13 protein-coding genes and 3 tRNA genes are annotated in these 15154 nt (G+C 58.0%); 13 read left to right on the top strand and 3 right to left on the bottom strand.

The window, feature by feature from the left end; all coding sequences use genetic code 11:
• Positions 1-770 (top strand): DALR domain-containing protein (locus CUR33_RS17055; protein ID WP_289240369.1); only part of this gene is annotated, 770 nt, incomplete at its 5' end.
• A 58-nt stretch (positions 771-828) separates the two neighbouring features.
• On the opposite strand, the gene CUR33_RS17050 is transcribed toward CUR33_RS17055, so the two are convergent.
• Positions 829-1659 carry a polysaccharide deacetylase family protein gene (locus CUR33_RS17050; RefSeq protein ID WP_090255872.1) on the bottom strand — a complete coding sequence of 277 codons (831 nt, stop codon included), beginning with the start codon at positions 1657-1659 and terminating at the stop codon, positions 829-831.
• Between the two features lie 254 nt (positions 1660-1913).
• Positions 1914-3785, bottom strand: a complete 1872-nt coding sequence (locus CUR33_RS17045) for a sigma-54-dependent Fis family transcriptional regulator (protein WP_289240368.1) — start codon at positions 3783-3785, stop codon at positions 1914-1916.
• 260 nt (positions 3786-4045) lie between these two features.
• Between CUR33_RS17045 and CUR33_RS17040 the strand changes: the two genes are divergently transcribed.
• The 6 genes from CUR33_RS17040 (at position 4046) to CUR33_RS17015 (ending at position 10032) form a co-directional block, all read left to right on the top strand.
• Positions 4046-5140, top strand: a complete 1095-nt coding sequence (locus tag CUR33_RS17040; RefSeq protein WP_289240367.1) for an ABC transporter ATP-binding protein — start codon at positions 4046-4048, stop codon at positions 5138-5140.
• A complete protein-coding gene (locus CUR33_RS17035; RefSeq protein ID WP_289240366.1) occupies positions 5140-6252 on the top strand; it encodes an ABC transporter ATP-binding protein in 1113 nt (370 codons plus the stop codon). Before CUR33_RS17040 ends, CUR33_RS17035 begins: the two co-directional genes overlap by 1 nt.
• On the top strand, positions 6249-7112 hold the full coding sequence (locus CUR33_RS17030) for a carbohydrate ABC transporter permease (protein WP_160014187.1): 864 nt from the start codon (positions 6249-6251) through the stop codon (positions 7110-7112). The genes CUR33_RS17035 and CUR33_RS17030 overlap by 4 nt, the downstream gene beginning before the upstream one ends.
• Positions 7113-7120: 8 nt before the next feature.
• Complete coding sequence (locus CUR33_RS17025) at positions 7121-7921, top strand: carbohydrate ABC transporter permease (RefSeq protein ID WP_289240365.1); 801 nt, start codon at positions 7121-7123, stop codon at positions 7919-7921.
• 12 nt (positions 7922-7933) lie between these two features.
• Positions 7934-8206, top strand: coding sequence for a DUF2160 domain-containing protein (locus tag CUR33_RS17020; protein ID WP_090386722.1), 273 nt, complete (start codon positions 7934-7936; stop codon positions 8204-8206).
• 83 nt (positions 8207-8289) lie between these two features.
• Positions 8290-10032 (top strand): ABC transporter substrate-binding protein, encoded by a 1743-nt coding sequence (locus CUR33_RS17015; protein WP_289240364.1) that lies wholly within the window; start codon positions 8290-8292, stop codon positions 10030-10032.
• A 71-nt stretch (positions 10033-10103) separates the two neighbouring features.
• On the opposite strand, the gene folD is transcribed toward CUR33_RS17015, so the two are convergent.
• Positions 10104-10958 carry a bifunctional methylenetetrahydrofolate dehydrogenase/methenyltetrahydrofolate cyclohydrolase FolD gene (folD, locus tag CUR33_RS17010; RefSeq protein ID WP_090255864.1) on the bottom strand — a complete coding sequence of 285 codons (855 nt, stop codon included), beginning with the start codon at positions 10956-10958 and terminating at the stop codon, positions 10104-10106.
• A gap of 271 nt (positions 10959-11229) precedes the next feature.
• Between folD and CUR33_RS17005 the strand changes: the two genes are divergently transcribed.
• The 6 genes from CUR33_RS17005 (at position 11230) to clpX (ending at position 15111) form a co-directional block, all read left to right on the top strand.
• A tRNA-Arg gene (locus CUR33_RS17005) sits at positions 11230-11306 on the top strand.
• A gap of 34 nt (positions 11307-11340) precedes the next feature.
• A tRNA-His gene (locus tag CUR33_RS17000) sits at positions 11341-11416 on the top strand.
• A gap of 52 nt (positions 11417-11468) precedes the next feature.
• Positions 11469-11553, top strand: a tRNA-Leu gene (locus tag CUR33_RS16995).
• A gap of 127 nt (positions 11554-11680) precedes the next feature.
• Positions 11681-12991 (top strand): trigger factor, encoded by a 1311-nt coding sequence (gene tig, locus CUR33_RS16990; RefSeq protein ID WP_289240363.1) that lies wholly within the window; start codon positions 11681-11683, stop codon positions 12989-12991.
• Between the two features lie 90 nt (positions 12992-13081).
• On the top strand, positions 13082-13717 hold the full coding sequence (gene clpP, locus CUR33_RS16985; protein WP_090255862.1) for an ATP-dependent Clp endopeptidase proteolytic subunit ClpP: 636 nt from the start codon (positions 13082-13084) through the stop codon (positions 13715-13717).
• A gap of 113 nt (positions 13718-13830) precedes the next feature.
• Positions 13831-15111 (top strand): ATP-dependent Clp protease ATP-binding subunit ClpX, encoded by a 1281-nt coding sequence (gene clpX / locus CUR33_RS16980; RefSeq protein WP_090255861.1) that lies wholly within the window; start codon positions 13831-13833, stop codon positions 15109-15111.
• Positions 15112-15154: the final 43 nt, after the last annotated feature.

Below are 15154 nucleotides of genomic sequence, written 5' to 3'. Positions count from 1 at the left end.
GGCATATCGAGTGTTCGGTGATGTCCACTTGCTGCCTGGGTGAGACCTTCGACATTCATGGCGGCGGCCCTGATCTGGTGTTCCCGCACCACGAAAACGAAATCGCCCAGAGCGAAGCCGCTACCGGCAAGCTCTACGCCAACGCCTGGATGCACGCCGGCGCGGTGCGCGTGGACGGCGAGAAGATGTCCAAGTCCCTGGGCAACTTCTTCACCATTCGTGAGGTGCTGGAAAAATATCACCCGGAAGTGGTGCGCTACCTGCTGGTGTCCAGCCACTACCGCAGTGCAATCAACTACTCCGAAGACAGCCTGCGCGAAGCCAAAGGTGCGCTGGAGCGCTTTTATAACGCGCTCAAGGGCCTGCCAGATGCTGCACCGGCTGGCGGTGATGCCTTTGTCGAGCGCTTTGCGGCGGCCATGGACGATGACTTCAACTCGCCTGAAGCCTGCGCCGTGCTGTTCGAAATGGCCCGTGAGATCAATCGTCTGCGTGAAACCGATCTGCAGGCCGCTGCTGGCTTAGCCGCGCGCTTGAAGGAATTGGCTGGGGTGCTGGGTGTGTTGCAGCTGGAGCCTGAAGCATTCCTGCAGGCCGGTGCTGCCGGTAAGGTCGATGCTGCCGAGGTGGAGGCATTGATTGCTGCGCGCCTGCAGGCCCGTGCCGAGAAGAATTGGGGCGAGTCTGACCGTATCCGCGACCAGATCACCGCCATGGGCGTGGTACTGGAAGACGGTAAGGGCGGTACTACCTGGCGCCTGGCGGACTAGATTGATTGCTGCATGAAAAGGCCGCTTTCGAGCGGCCTTTTTTATTGCGTACGGTTTGCTAGTTCCACAGCCAGTTCCACAGGCCCGGCAGCCGAGCGTACTGCTGTGGGTCGCCGAGGGCGCGTCTTAATGCAGCACGTTGCAGGGCATCACGTTGGCCATAGAACGGCTGTTTATCGGTGGCCAGGCCCACATCTGCGGCCACATCCAGAAGAATTTGCAGGTATTCCTGCATATGCCGTGCGGTGTAGGGATTGAGGTCGTGGAAGGTCACGACTACGGGTATCACCCCATCGACTGCCGGCAAGGCACCGACGCTGATCTGCTGTGCGGCCCGCGCCAGCTGGTCACGCAGGTTACTGCGCCGGCGCAGGCTGCCATTGATGCCCCAGGTCTTGCCATCGTTGGCGCTCAAATCGGTTAGCAGTATGCGCAGACCGTGCGTCTGGTAGGCGGCGAATGTGCGCTCGTCGTAGTTCCAGAAGGGTGGTCGCACCAGGCGCGGCGCCGTGCCACTGATGACGGTCAGGTCGGCTACACCGTTTGCCAGCGATTGTTGCAACGCTTCCGGGCTGAGGAAGCGGTGGTTGGCATGGCCTGGAGTTGCCGTGTGAAAACCCAGCAGGTGGCCCTCTCGTTGCTGGCGCTGAAGTAGCGTCTGGCCGTGAACGCTGCCGCCAGCTGCTACGGCGCGGGTCTGGACAAAGAACAGCGCCTTGATCCCAGGCTGGATTGGGTTATCTGCCAGGGTGTCGAGAATCTGTTCGGTTGGATTGTCGCGGGTATTGCCGCTTGGGCCGTCATCGAAACTCAGGAGAAAACGTATAGGTTCAATCTCGGGGTTTGCTTGTGGCGGTGCAATGCTGCCGCAGGCGCTCAACAGCAGCATGCTGATTAAGGCGCAGGCCAATGGCGCGCTTCGCGCAAAAGCGTCCGTTGGAGTTGCGGGGTCACGCATTAGGTTTGGGCTCGCGAAGGAGAAGGATTGGCCTGGTGGCGGCGCTGGAAGAGAGAGTGCACGGGTGAGCGCAGTACGGACCCGTAAAGGCTACCTAATAGGTTCGACCCTACCTTGGCCGTATAAGTCCATGTCAGGTAGAGAGGGCTGGTTCAGGGCCGGTGTTACAAGAGCTACTACGTAATCTAGCGCGCCGTCAGCCCTGTTTCCCGTAAGCGTTTGTAAAGCGTGTTGCGGCTAACCCCGAGGCTGCGCGCCAGGTGCGAGATATTGCCGCCGCAGGCCTGGTACTGGCTGGCCAGATCATCCGCGCTGGTGCTAGCCAGAGGTTGTGGAGATGGCTGGGTGGAGGGCGTTTGCGCAGCTGCTGGCTGCAAATCGGCAAAGAAGTCATCCGGCAAGTGTTCCGCGCGTATCTGCTGGTCCTCGGCCATGGCCAGGGCAATCTGCAGGACGCTGCTCAGTTGGCGCAGGTTGCCGGGCCAGGGGTGACGCTCGAACAGGCTCAGCACCTCATGGCTTAGCCCGGCCCATTGTTGCGGTTCGCGGTGGTAATCCCAGATGCGCTTGACCATGGCGGCCTTGTCGGTGCGTTCGCGCAGCGGCGGCAGCTCCAGATTGAGGCCGCTGATGCGGTAGTAGAGGTCCTGTCGAAATAGCCCGCTTTCCACATCCTGGCGCAGCGGGCGGTTGGTAGCGGAAATCAGACGGATATCCACCGGGTACAGCTCGCTGCTGCCCAGCGGTTGTACGCAGCGCTCCTGCAGCACCCGCAGCAGGCGGGCTTGCACGCGCAGTGGCATATCGCCGACCTCGTCGAGAAATAGCGTGCCTTTATGGGCTTTGCGAATCAGGCCGATGCTGCCTTTCTGGTTGGCCCCGGTAAACGCGCCTTTTTCATAGCCGAACAGCTCGGACTCGACCAGCTCGGCCGGAATGGCTGCGCAGTTGACCGCGATAAATGCTTGGTTGGCGCGCGAGCTGGCGTGATGCAGAGCTTTGACGAAAACCTCCTTGCCGACCCCAGTTTCGCCATGCACCAGGATTGGAATGTCTTTTTCCAGCAACCGCTCTGCCTGGCGTACGGCTTTGTCGACGCGCGGGTCGCCGAGGTTGAGCGATGCCAGGGTGAAGTGGTTGCTTGTGGCACTGGCAGGTGGCTGTTGGGTGGGACGAAAGTCGCGGGCCTGAATTGGCGAAGGCTGCTGCGGGCGTTTGATTTGCGCGTGAAAGCGAAAGCGCCCGCTGGCGCGCAGGTTGAATGGCAGCGCCTCAGGCTGGTTGAGCAGTTGCTGCAGCGGTACGTCGAACAGGCTTTCGATATTCACCTGGGCCAGGCCGACGCCGAGCAGGCTGTCGGCACGGCGATTGGCGGATACTACCTGACCTTGCTCATCGAAAATCAACAGTCCGGCCCAGGGGCTGCTGAGGTTATCCAGGCTGGTGTTGAAACTCAGCTGAAAGTAGCGCTGCTGGAACAGGTTGAGAATCAGGCGGTTCTCCACCGACTGGCTCATCATCTTGACCATGCCCAGGGTGTGCGAGGGCGGCAGGTAGCTGTCGCTCGACACATCCAGCACCGCAATCATCTGCCGCTGCTCGTCAAAAATCGGCGAGGCCGAGCCGGTCATAAAGCGGTTGGCCTTGAGGAAATGCTCATCGTGCTGAATATGTACCGCCTGGGCGCAACTCAGGGCGGTGCCGATGGCATTGGTGCCGGTGTAGCGCTCCAGCCAGGTGGCCCCAGCGACAAAACCGGCGGCGCGGCTCGGTTCGATAAAGCGTTGGTCGCCCCAGGACTGCAGCACCTGGCCCTGGTGGTCGGCCAGCATGATCAGGCAATTGGAGTTGGCCAGGATGGTGCCGTAGTAGGGCAGCACTTCCTTGTGGGTGGTGTGCACCAAGGCGTGCTGGCTTTCTAGCAGCGCGCTGACTTCACCGCGTTCGGGCTGGCTGAAAATCGGGCTGCTCTGGTGGGTCAGGCCGTAGTCACGGCAGCGTGTCCAGGAGTCCTGGATGATGGTCTCGTGGGGCAGGGCAGTGACAGCGTCAGCCATGACAGGTCTCTCGCGCGGGTTCTTGTTGTTATGGGCCTCGGTCTGCGCCGAGCTCCTGCAGTGTCGCCGAAGGCTGTTCAATGTCAACGCTGTGACTGTTCAGTTGTTCACTGTGCACTGTTCAAAAGTGTTCAGTGGTGTTTGAGCTGGATGCCTACATTCACCTGCAGTTGTTTTAAATCAATGGTTTGCAGGCGCTGAAACAGGTTGGCACGGAACTCGCCTTGTTACTGGGCAGATAACAAGAAAAAGGACGGCCCATGTCACTTACCCTGGAGCATGTCACGCGGATCGTTGATCACCAGTTGCATATCGACGATGCCTGCCTGAGCTTCGAACCTGGCTCCTTCAATGTGCTGCTGGGGCGCACGCTGTCGGGCAAGACCAGCCTGATGCGTCTGATGGCGGGCCTGGATAAACCAAGCAGCGGACGCATCCTGATGAATGGCGCGGACATGACCAATGTCTCGGTGCGCCAGCGCAACGTTTCCATGGTTTATCAGCAGTTCATCAATTACCCGACCCTGACGGTGTTCGAGAACATCGCTTCGCCGCTGCGTCAGGCTGGGGTGAGCAAGGCCGAGATTCTGGAAAAGGTCCACGCAACGGCGAAGATGCTGCGTATCGAGGCTTTGCTCCAGCGTCATCCGCTGGAACTGTCCGGCGGTCAGCAGCAGCGCACGGCGATGGCGCGGGCGCTGGTCAAGGATGCTTCGCTGATTCTGTTTGATGAGCCGCTGGTCAACCTTGACTACAAGCTGCGCGAAGAGCTGCGTCAGGAGATGCGCGAGCTGTTTCAGGCCCGTCACACCATTGCCATTTATGCCACCACCGAGCCCAACGAGGCTCTGGCCCTGGGCGGCACCACCACAATCCTGCACGAGGGGCGGGTGGTGCAGAGCGGCAAGACTGCCGTGGTCTATCACCGTCCGCTACAGGTGCTGGCTGCAGAACTGTTTTCCGAACCGGCGATCAACCTGATGCCGGGGCGCGTCAGCGGCACCGAAGTAAGTTTTGCCGATACCGTGCATTTCCCGCTCAACCCGGACCTGCAAGGCATCGCCGAAGGTGAATACCGCTTCGGTGTACGCCCCAGCCATATCGGCCTGGTGCCTTCTAATGATGACGATCTGGAGCTGGCGGTAACGGTCGAACTGGCCGAGATCAGCGGTTCGGAAACCTTTCTGCATGTGCGCAACGAGCAGTTCGTGCTGGTGCTGCATCTGCCAGGGGTGCATGAGTATGACGTGGATACGCCGATCCTCATTTATATCCCCACTCACAAGCTGTTTGTCTTTGCCGCTGATGGGCAGTTGATTCAGGCGCCCAGCCGCCGTCTGGGGAGGGTTGCCTGATGGCCGAGATCCGTTTGCATAACCTGGCCCACAGTTACAGTCGCGCGCCGACTGAGGCAGCCGATTACGCCATCCGCGAGATGAACCATGTGTGGGAGCAGGGCGGCGCCTATGCGCTGCTGGGGCCTTCCGGCTGCGGCAAATCGACTCTGCTGAATATTATTTCCGGGCTGCTTAGCCCCTCCCATGGTGAGGTGCAGTTCGATGGCAAGGTGGTCAACGCGCTGCCGCCGGAGCTGCGCAATATCGCCCAGGTTTTCCAGTTTCCGGTGGTCTACGACACCATGACGGTGTTCGACAACCTGGCTTTCCCGTTGCGCAACCAGGGTATGAACGAGGCAAAGATACTCACCAAGGTCAATGAGATTGCCGAGGTGCTGGAACTGCATCCGTTGCTGCACAAGCGCGCCCGCAACCTCACCGCCGATGAGAAACAGAAGGTTTCCATGGGCCGCGGCCTGGTGCGTGATGATGTGTCGGCGATTCTCTTCGATGAGCCGCTGACGGTGATCGACCCGCACTTGAAATGGAAACTGCGGCGCAAGCTCAAGCAGATCCACGAGCAGTTCAATATCACCATGGTCTACGTCACCCATGACCAACTCGAAGCCTCGACCTTCGCCGACAAGATTGCGGTGATGTACGGCGGGCAGATCGTCCAGTTCGGCACGCCGCGTGAGTTGTTCGAGCGCCCCAGTCATACGTTTGTTGGCTACTTCATCGGCAGCCCGGGAATGAACCTGATTGATGTGCTGCCTTATGCCGGCGGTGTGCGCTTCAACAACACCGTGCTGCCGTTGTCACCGGCGCTCAATCGACGCCTGGCTGAGCTGCCTGGGGCCAAACTGAAAATTGGCATCCGTCCGGAATTCGTTCATGTCTGGGATGGTCCCAACGAGGATGCGCTGTGCGGCGAGGTGGTGCATGTCGAAGACCTTGGCACCTACAAGATTCTCACCCTAAAACTCGATGGTCAGTCGCTCAAGGTGCGCCTGCAGGAAGACCAGCTCGTGCCGCAACAGCAGGTGTACCTGAGCTTTCCAGCGCAGTGGCTGATGCTCTATGCCGATGACGTTCTGGTTGAGGCGCAAGCGCAGGAGGTGCAGCCATGAAGGTGCAAAACAACAAGGCCTGGTGGCTGGTGCTGCCGGTGTTTCTGTTGGTGGCGTTCAGCGCCATCGTGCCGATGATGACGGTGGTCAACTACTCGGTGCAGGACATCTTCGACCATTCCACGCGCTATTTCGTCGGCGTCGACTGGTACAAGCAGGTGCTGCAGGACACCCGTCTGCATGACTCGCTGCTGCGCCAGTTCATCTTCTCCGCCTGCGTGCTGTTGATTGAGATTCCCTTGGGCATCGCCATCGCTTTGTGCATGCCGACCAAGGGGCGCATGGCTTCGTTGGTATTGATCGTGCTGGCTATTCCGCTGCTGATTCCGTGGAACGTGGTTGGCACCATCTGGCAGATCTTCGGCCGCGCCGACATCGGTTTGCTGGGCTGGAGCCTGAACAGCCTGGGCATCAGCTACAACTATGCCTCCAACACCAGCGACGCCTGGGTCACGGTGCTGATCATGGACGTCTGGCACTGGACCTCGCTGGTGGCGCTGCTTTGTTATTCGGGGCTGCGCGCGATTCCCGATGTGTATTACCAGGCCGCGCGTATCGACCGTGCATCCGACTGGGCGGTGTTCCGCCATATCCAGCTGCCCAAGCTGAAGAGCGTGCTGCTGATCGCGGTGATGCTGCGCTTTATGGACAGCTTCATGATCTACACCGAGCCTTTTGTGCTGACCGGCGGCGGGCCGGGTAACGCCACCACCTTCCTTAGCCAGACCCTGACGCAAATGGCCATCGGCCAATTCGACCTGGGCCCGGCGGCGGCGTTTTCGCTGGTGTACTTCCTGATCATCCTGTTGGTGTCCTGGCTGTTCTACACCGCCATGACCCACAACGATAAGACTCGCTGAGGCCGACCATGACCCTACGCAAGAAGTTGGTACTGGGGCTGTATGTCCTGTTCCTGCTGGTGCCGATCTACTGGCTGCTAAACATGTCGTTCAAGAGCAACACCGAGATCCTCGGCGGCCTGACGCTGTGGCCGCACGGCTTCACCCTGGATAACTACAAGGTGATCTTCACCGATCCGAGCTGGTACGAGGGCTACCTCAACTCGCTGTACTACGTGTGCCTGAATACGGTGATCTCGCTGACGGTGGCGCTGCCGGCAGCCTATGCGTTTTCGCGCTACCGTTTTCTCGGCGACAAGCACCTGTTCTTCTGGCTGCTGACCAACCGCATGGCGCCACCGGCGGTGTTTCTGCTGCCGTTCTTCCAGTTGTATTCGTCGATCGGCCTGTTCGATACGCATATCGCCGTGGCGCTGGCGCACTGCCTGTTCAACGTGCCGCTGGCGGTGTGGATTCTTGAAGGCTTTATGTCCGGGGTGCCGAAGGAAATTGACGAAACCGCCTATATCGACGGCTACAGCTTCCCGAAATTTTTCGTGAAGATCTTTATTCCGCTGATTGGCTCGGGTATCGGCGTTACCGCGTTCTTCTGCTTCATGTTTTCCTGGGTCGAGCTGCTCTTGGCGCGCACCTTGACCTCGGTGGATGCCAAGCCGATTGCCGCGGTGATGACGCGCACAGTGTCGGCATCGGGGATCGATTGGGGCGTACTGGCGGCGGCAGGGGTGTTGACCATTCTGCCGGGCATGCTGGTGATCTGGTTTGTCCGTAACCATGTGGCCAAGGGCTTTGCCCTCGGCCGGGTATAAGGAGTCGCGACGATGGATTGGATGGCCTGGACGCTGCCGACAGCGTTGTTTTTTGGCTTTATCGGCATGCTGCTGGTCGGCATGACGATCTGGGAGCTGCGTTCGCCCTGTATCGAACGCAAAGGTTTGTTGCCAATCAGCACCACCCGTGGTGATCGGCTGTTTATCGGTCTGCTTGGAAGTGCCTACCTGCACCTGCTGGTGGTGGGCGCGACCGATTGGAGTGTCTGGATAGCTTCGGTGCTGTCCCTGTTCTGGTTGTTTGCAGTGATGCGTTGGGGCTGAACCGGGCTGCCTTGGCCGCGCCTGTTGGTTGGGCGCGGCCATGACCCGCTTGCCTCATTCCAAACCCTGAGATGGAGGTCTCTATGTTCGACAATAACAACAAAACTCGACATAGCATGGCGCTGGCTGCCCTGCTGACGTTGTCCGGCTTGAGCGGCGCAGCCTGGGCTGATGCCTACGAAGAAGCGGCAAAAAAGTGGATCGGCGAGGAGTTCAACCCCTCGACCCTGACGCCCGAGCAGCAGCTTGCTGAACTGCAGTGGTTTATCAAGGCCGCTGAGCCGTTTCGTGGCATGAGCATCAGCGTGGCCTCGGAAACCATTGCCACCCACGAGTACGAGTCCAAGGTGCTGGCCAAGGCTTTCAGCGAAATCACCGGGATCCAGCTCAAGCACGACCTGATGCAGGAAGGCGATGTCGTCGAAAAGCTGCAAACCCAGATGCAGTCGGACAAGAACATCTACGACGGCTATATCAATGACTCGGACCTGATCGGTACGCACTTCCGCTACGGTAAGGCCGTGGCCATCAGCGACATGATGGAAGGAGAAGGCAAGGCGGTGACCTCGCCGACCCTGGATCTGCAGGACTTTATCGGCATTTCCTTCACTACTGGGCCGGATGGCAAGCTCTATCAGCTGCCTGATCAGCAGTTCGCCAACCTCTACTGGTTCCGCGCCGACTGGTTCGAGCGTCCGGAGCTGAAGGCCAAGTTCAAGGAAATCTACGGCTACGAGCTGGGCGTACCGGTCAACTGGTCGGCTTATGAAGACATCGCTGAATTCTTCTCCGAGAAGGTCAAGGAGATCGATGGTCAGCGCATCTATGGCCACATGGATTACGGCAAGAAGGACCCATCCCTCGGCTGGCGCTTTACCGATGCCTGGTTCTCCATGGCGGGTGGCGGCGACAAGGGCCTGCCTAACGGCCTGCCGGTGGACGAGTGGGGTATTCGCGTGGACGGTTGTCGCCCAGTGGGCTCCAGTGTTGCCCGTGGCGGCGATACCAATGGCCCGGCGGCGGTGTATGCCACCACCAAATATGTCGACTGGATGCGCAAGTACGCGCCGCCAGAAGCCCAGGGCATGACCTTCTCCGAGTCCGGTCCGGTGCCAGCCCAGGGCAGCATCGCTCAGCAGATCTTCTGGTACACCGCTTTTACCGCGGATATGACCAAACCAGGTTTGCCGGTGGTTAATGAAGACGGCACACCGAAGTGGCGCATGGCGCCTTCACCTAAAGGTCCGTATTGGGAAGAGGGCATGAAGCTGGGCTACCAGGACACCGGCTCCTGGACCTTCCTCAAGTCCACCCCGGAGAAACAGCGCCTGGCCGCCTGGCTGTATGCGCAGTTCGTCACTTCGAAAACCGTGTCGCTGAAAAAGACCCTGGTTGGCCTGACGCCAATTCGTGAGTCGGATATCAACTCGCAAGCCATGACCGACGTTGCGCCGAAACTGGGCGGCCTGGTGGAGTTCTATCGCAGCCCGGCTCGGGTGCAGTGGACCCCGACCGGCACCAACGTACCGGACTACCCACGTCTGGCTCAGCTGTGGTGGCAATTCATTGCCGAAGCAGCCAGCGGCGACAAGTCGCCACAAGAGGCGCTGGATGGCTTGGCAGCGGCGCAGGACACCATGTTGGGTCGTCTTGAGCGTTCCGGCGTACTGGGTGAGTGCGGGCCGAAGCTGAGCGAGCCGAAAGATCCGCAGTACTGGCTGGATCAACCGGGTGCACCGAAGCCGAAACTGGCCAACGAGAAGCCCAAGGGTGAAACCATCAACTACAACGAACTGCTGAAATCCTGGGAGCAAGCCCGCGACTGATGCTGTGAGTTGGACTCAAGCATAAAAAACGGCACCTTAGGTGCCGTTTTTTATTTCTGCCAGCGCTGCACTCAGTCGTGCAAATGCTCGGCGGCATGCAGGGTGTTCTCCAGCAGGCAGGCGCGGGTCATTGGACCAACGCCGCCCGGCACCGGAGTAATCCAGCCGGCGCGGGGCAGGGCGGTTTCATAGACCACATCGCCAATCAGCTTGCCGTCGGTCTGACGATTGATGCCGACGTCGATGACGATGGCGCCAGGCTTGATCCACTCGCCGTGAACCAGGCCAGGCTTGCCGGCAGCAACCACGACGATATCGGCTTGGCCGACATGCATGGGCAGGTCTTTAGTGAAACGGTGGGTAACTGTCACGGTGCAACCGGCTAGCAGCAGTTCCATGGCCATTGGCCGGCCGACGATATTCGACGCGCCAACCACCACCGCGTGCATGCCATATAGGTCGACGCCGGTGCTTTGCAGCAGGGTCATGATGCCTTTCGGGGTGCAAGGGCGCAGCAGTGGCATGCGCTGGGCCAGGCGGCCGATGTTGTAGGGGTGGAAGCCGTCAACGTCTTTATCCGGGCGAATGCGCTCCAGTAATAAAGAGGCGTCGAGGTGTTCTGGCAGTGGCAGCTGCACCAGAATGCCGTCGATGCTCGGTTCGTCATTCAGGCGGTCGATCAATGCCATCAGCTCGTCCTGGCCGGTGGTGGCCGGAAGGTCATAAGCCTGTGAGACAAAGCCGACTTCTTCGCAGTCTTTGCGCTTATGCGAAACATAGACCTGGGACGCAGGGTCGCTACCGACGAGAATCACTGCCAGCCCGGGTGCGCGCAGGCCTTGCTGGCGGCGTTCGGCGACACGATGGGCGATCTGCTGGCGCAGGCTGGCGGCAATTGCTTTGCCATCGATCAGTTGTGCGGTCATTGCGCTTGGTTAACCATAAAGAAAGGATGGAAAAAGGACGCGCATTCTCGCATGACCGTGCTGTGGGGCAAAGGCGCACGCCACGGTTTTCGCGTAACTCCTTTAAATGGCTGAATTTTTTTAACTTTTCCTGTTGACGGCCTGAAACGGCCTCTATAACATTCGCCCCGCTTGTCGAGCACAGCCAGTCGCTGGGTAAGACGGCAAAGGTCGAAGCTGCAAAGTTTTTTCCGAAGCCGAAAGCTTTAAGTCTGCATCTGCAGATGTACAGGCGCCCGTAGCTCAGCTGGATAGAGCATCCGCCTTCTAAGCGGATGGTCGCAGGTTCGAGTCCTGCCGGGTGCGCCATTTGGCGGTCTTGGCTCAAGCAAAATGCAATATGGTGGGCGTAGCTCAGTTGGTAGAGCACAGGATTGTGACTCCTGTTGTCGTGGGTTCGATCCCCATCGTCCACCCCATATTCCAAAGCGCCAGGTTAATTCCTGGCGTTTTTGTATAAAGCTTTACCACGCGGACGTGGTGGAATTGGTAGACACACTGGATTTAGGTTCCAGCGCCGCAAGGCGTGAGAGTTCGAGTCTCTCCGTCCGCACCATCTTTTAGCTCCCTCCCGTTTGCCGCCTGCATCTAGGGTGACTTCTGCAAATCGACCCTCTAGAATGCATGCCCTTGATTAGGGGCCGGCAAGCGGCCGGCTTATGTCTGTGCAACGAGGATTATCCATGCAAGTTTCTGTTGAAAGTACCTCTGCTCTCGAGCGCCGTATGACCGTTGGCGTCTCTGTTGAGCGCATCGAGACTGAAGTCAACAAGCGTCTGCAGCAGACTGCCCGTCGTGCCAAGGTCCCTGGTTTCCGTCCTGGCAAAGTACCAATGAGCGTGATCCGTCAGCGTTATGAAGATGCTGCGCGTCAGGAAGCTCTGGGCGACCTGATCCAATCCACTTTCTACGAAGCCGTTGTTGAGCAGAAGCTCAATCCAGCTGGTGCTCCGGCCGTTGAGCCGAAGTCATTCGAGAAAGGCAAGGATCTGGAATACGTTGCGACCTTCGAAGTGTTCCCGGAATTCATCGTTGGCGGCTTTGAATCCATTGCCATCGAGCGCCTGCAGGCTGACGTAGCTGACGCTGACGTCGACAACATGCTGGAAATCCTGCGCAAGCAGAATACCCGTTTTGAAGCTGCCGAGCGCGCTGCCGAAAATGGTGACCAGCTCAACATTGATTTCGTTGGCAAGATTGACGGCGAAGCCTTCGCTGGCGGCTCGGCCAAGGGCACTCAGCTGGTTCTCGGCTCCGGTCGCATGATCCCTGGTTTTGAAGATGCACTGGTCGGCGCCAAGGCTGGTGAAGAGCGTGTAATCAACCCAACTTTCCCGGCTGATTATCAGAACCTGGATCTGGCAGGTAAAACTGCTGAGTTCACCGTTACCGTTAACAGCATCGCTGCACCTCAGCTGCCTGAGCTGAATGATGACTTCTTTGCCCTGTTCGGTGTTAAAGAAGGCGGTCTGGAAGGCTTCCGTGCTGAAGTGCGCAAGAACATGGAGCGCGAGCTGCGCCAGGCCATCAAGTCCAAGGTTAAAAACCAGGTTATGGATGGTCTACTGGCTGCCAATCCGATCGAAGTGCCGAAGGCGCTGATCAGCAACGAAGTGAACCGTCTGCGTGTGCAGGCTGTTCAGCAGTTCGGTGGCAACCTCAAGCCTGAGCAGCTGCCAGCTGAACTGTTTGAAGAGCAAGCCAAGCGTCGCGTTGTGCTGGGCCTGGTTGTGGCTGAAGTGGTCAAGCAGTGTGAGCTGAAGCCGGATGATGCACGCGTTCGCGAAATGATTCAGGAAATGGCTTCGGCTTATCAAGAGCCTGAGCAGGTTGTGGCCTGGTACTACAAAAACGACCAGCAAATGAACGAAGTACGTTCAGTTGTACTGGAAGAGCAAGTTGTAGATACTGTTTTGCAGAAGGCCAACGTGACCGATAAAGCGGTCTCGTACGAAGAAGCTGTCAAGCCGGTAGAAGCACCTCAAGCCGCCTGATTTCTTTACCTCGTTCGAATACGCCATAAGCCAGCCTCCGCGCTGGCTTATGCGTATTTGTGACATGACTATTTAGGGAGCGAGTGCAGCATGTCCCGCAATCCTTTTATGCATCAAATGTCTGATATCCAAGCTGCTGGCGGCTTGGTGCCAATGGTTGTTGAGCAGTCTGCTCGCGGTGAGCGTGCGTACGACATCTATTCGCGTCTGCTCAAAGAGCGCGTGATCTTTCTTGTCGGTCCTGTAGAAGACTACATGGCTAATCTGATCTGCGCGCAGTTGCTGTTCCTTGAAGCGGAAAACCCGGACAAGGACATCCATCTGTATATCAACTCCCCGGGCGGTTCGGTGACGGCGGGTATGTCGATCTACGACACCATGCAGTTCATCAAGCCCAACGTGTCCACCACCTGTATTGGTCAGGCGTGCAGCATGGGCGCATTCCTGCTGACCGCTGGCGCCGAGGGCAAGCGTTACTGCCTGCCGAACTCGCGAGTGATGATTCATCAGCCACTGGGTGGCTTCCAAGGCCAGGCGTCGGACATTGAAATTCACGCCAAAGAAATCCTCTTTATCCGTGCGCGCCTGAATACGCTGATGGCGAAGCACAGTGGGCGGACCCTTGAGGAAATCGAGCGCGATACCAATCGTGATAACTTCATGAGCGCCGAAGCCGCTCGTGAGTACGGGTTGATCGATGCTGTGATTGAAAAGCGACCTGCTTAAATATAAGCAGCTCAAAATAGGGCGGGCCGGCTTGTCTGGCCTCCGGCGGGCTTGAAAAAGCCCGCATAAGCCTTCATCTTGTGTTGCAAGCCTATCGGATTTGGATCGAACGAATGACTGACACCCGCAACGGCGAGGACAACGGCAAGCTGCTTTATTGCTCCTTCTGCGGCAAAAGCCAGCATGAAGTGCGCAAATTAATTGCCGGCCCCTCGGTCTTCATCTGCGACGAGTGCGTAGACCTGTGTAATGACATCATCCGCGAGGAGGTGCAGGAAGCCCAGGCCGAGAGCAGTGCGCATAAATTGCCTGCCCCCAAGGAAATCAGCGGCATCCTTGATCAGTATGTGATTGGTCAGGAGCGTGCTAAGAAAATTTTGGCTGTAGCGGTTTATAACCATTACAAGCGCCTCAATCAGCGCGATAAGAAAGATGACATTGAGTTGGGCAAGAGCAACATCTTGCTTATCGGCCCGACGGGTTCTGGTAAGACCTTGTTGGCTGAAACCCTAGCGCGGCTTCTCAATGTGCCGTTCACTATTGCAGACGCAACCACACTGACCGAGGCTGGTTATGTGGGCGAGGATGTAGAAAACATCATTCAAAAGCTGTTGCAGAAATGCGACTACGACGTAGAAAAGGCCCAGATGGGTATTGTCTACATCGACGAGATCGACAAAATCTCGCGTAAGTCTGATAACCCTTCGATTACCCGTGATGTATCGGGTGAAGGTGTGCAGCAGGCGCTGCTGAAACTGATTGAAGGCACTGTTGCCTCTGTTCCTCCGCAGGGAGGGCGTAAGCACCCACAGCAAGAGTTTTTGCAGGTTGATACTCGCAATATCCTGTTTATTTGTGGTGGTGCTTTTTCTGGCCTGGAAAAGGTCATTCAAGGCCGTTCTACCAAAGGTGGAATCGGTTTTAATGCAGAGGTTCGCAGCAAAGAAGAAGGCAAAAAAGTTGGCGAGTCACTTCGTGCTGTTGAGCCCGATGACTTGGTCAAGTTCGGCTTGATTCCTGAGTTCGTTGGTCGCTTGCCGGTCATTGCAACCTTGGATGAGCTTGATGAGGCGGCCTTGGTACAGATTCTGACCGAGCCGAAGAATGCCTTGACCAAGCAATATGCCAAGCTGTTTGAAATGGAAGGGGTGGATCTTGAGTTCCGTCCTGATGCGCTTAAGTCGGTTGCCCACAAGGCGCTTGAGCGTAAAACCGGTGCTCGCGGTTTGCGTTCGATTCTCGAAGGTGTGCTGCTCGACACCATGTATGAGATTCCTTCGCAGTCGGACGTCAGTAAAGTGGTTATCGATGAAAGCGTTATCGATGGCACCTCCAAGCCGTTGCTCATTTATGAGAACAACGAGCTGCCAGCTAAGGCTGCGCCTGACGCGTAACAGCGTTGTAACATGTTGAAAGCAAGGGGCCTGCGGGCCCCTT

This window comes from Pseudomonas sp. FEMGT703P (assembly GCF_002786345.1).
In the GTDB taxonomy this organism is placed as follows: domain Bacteria; phylum Pseudomonadota; class Gammaproteobacteria; order Pseudomonadales; family Pseudomonadaceae; genus Aquipseudomonas; species Aquipseudomonas peli.
Note: the sequence above shows the minus strand (reverse complement) of the source record. Positions and strands in the feature narration are given on the sequence as shown.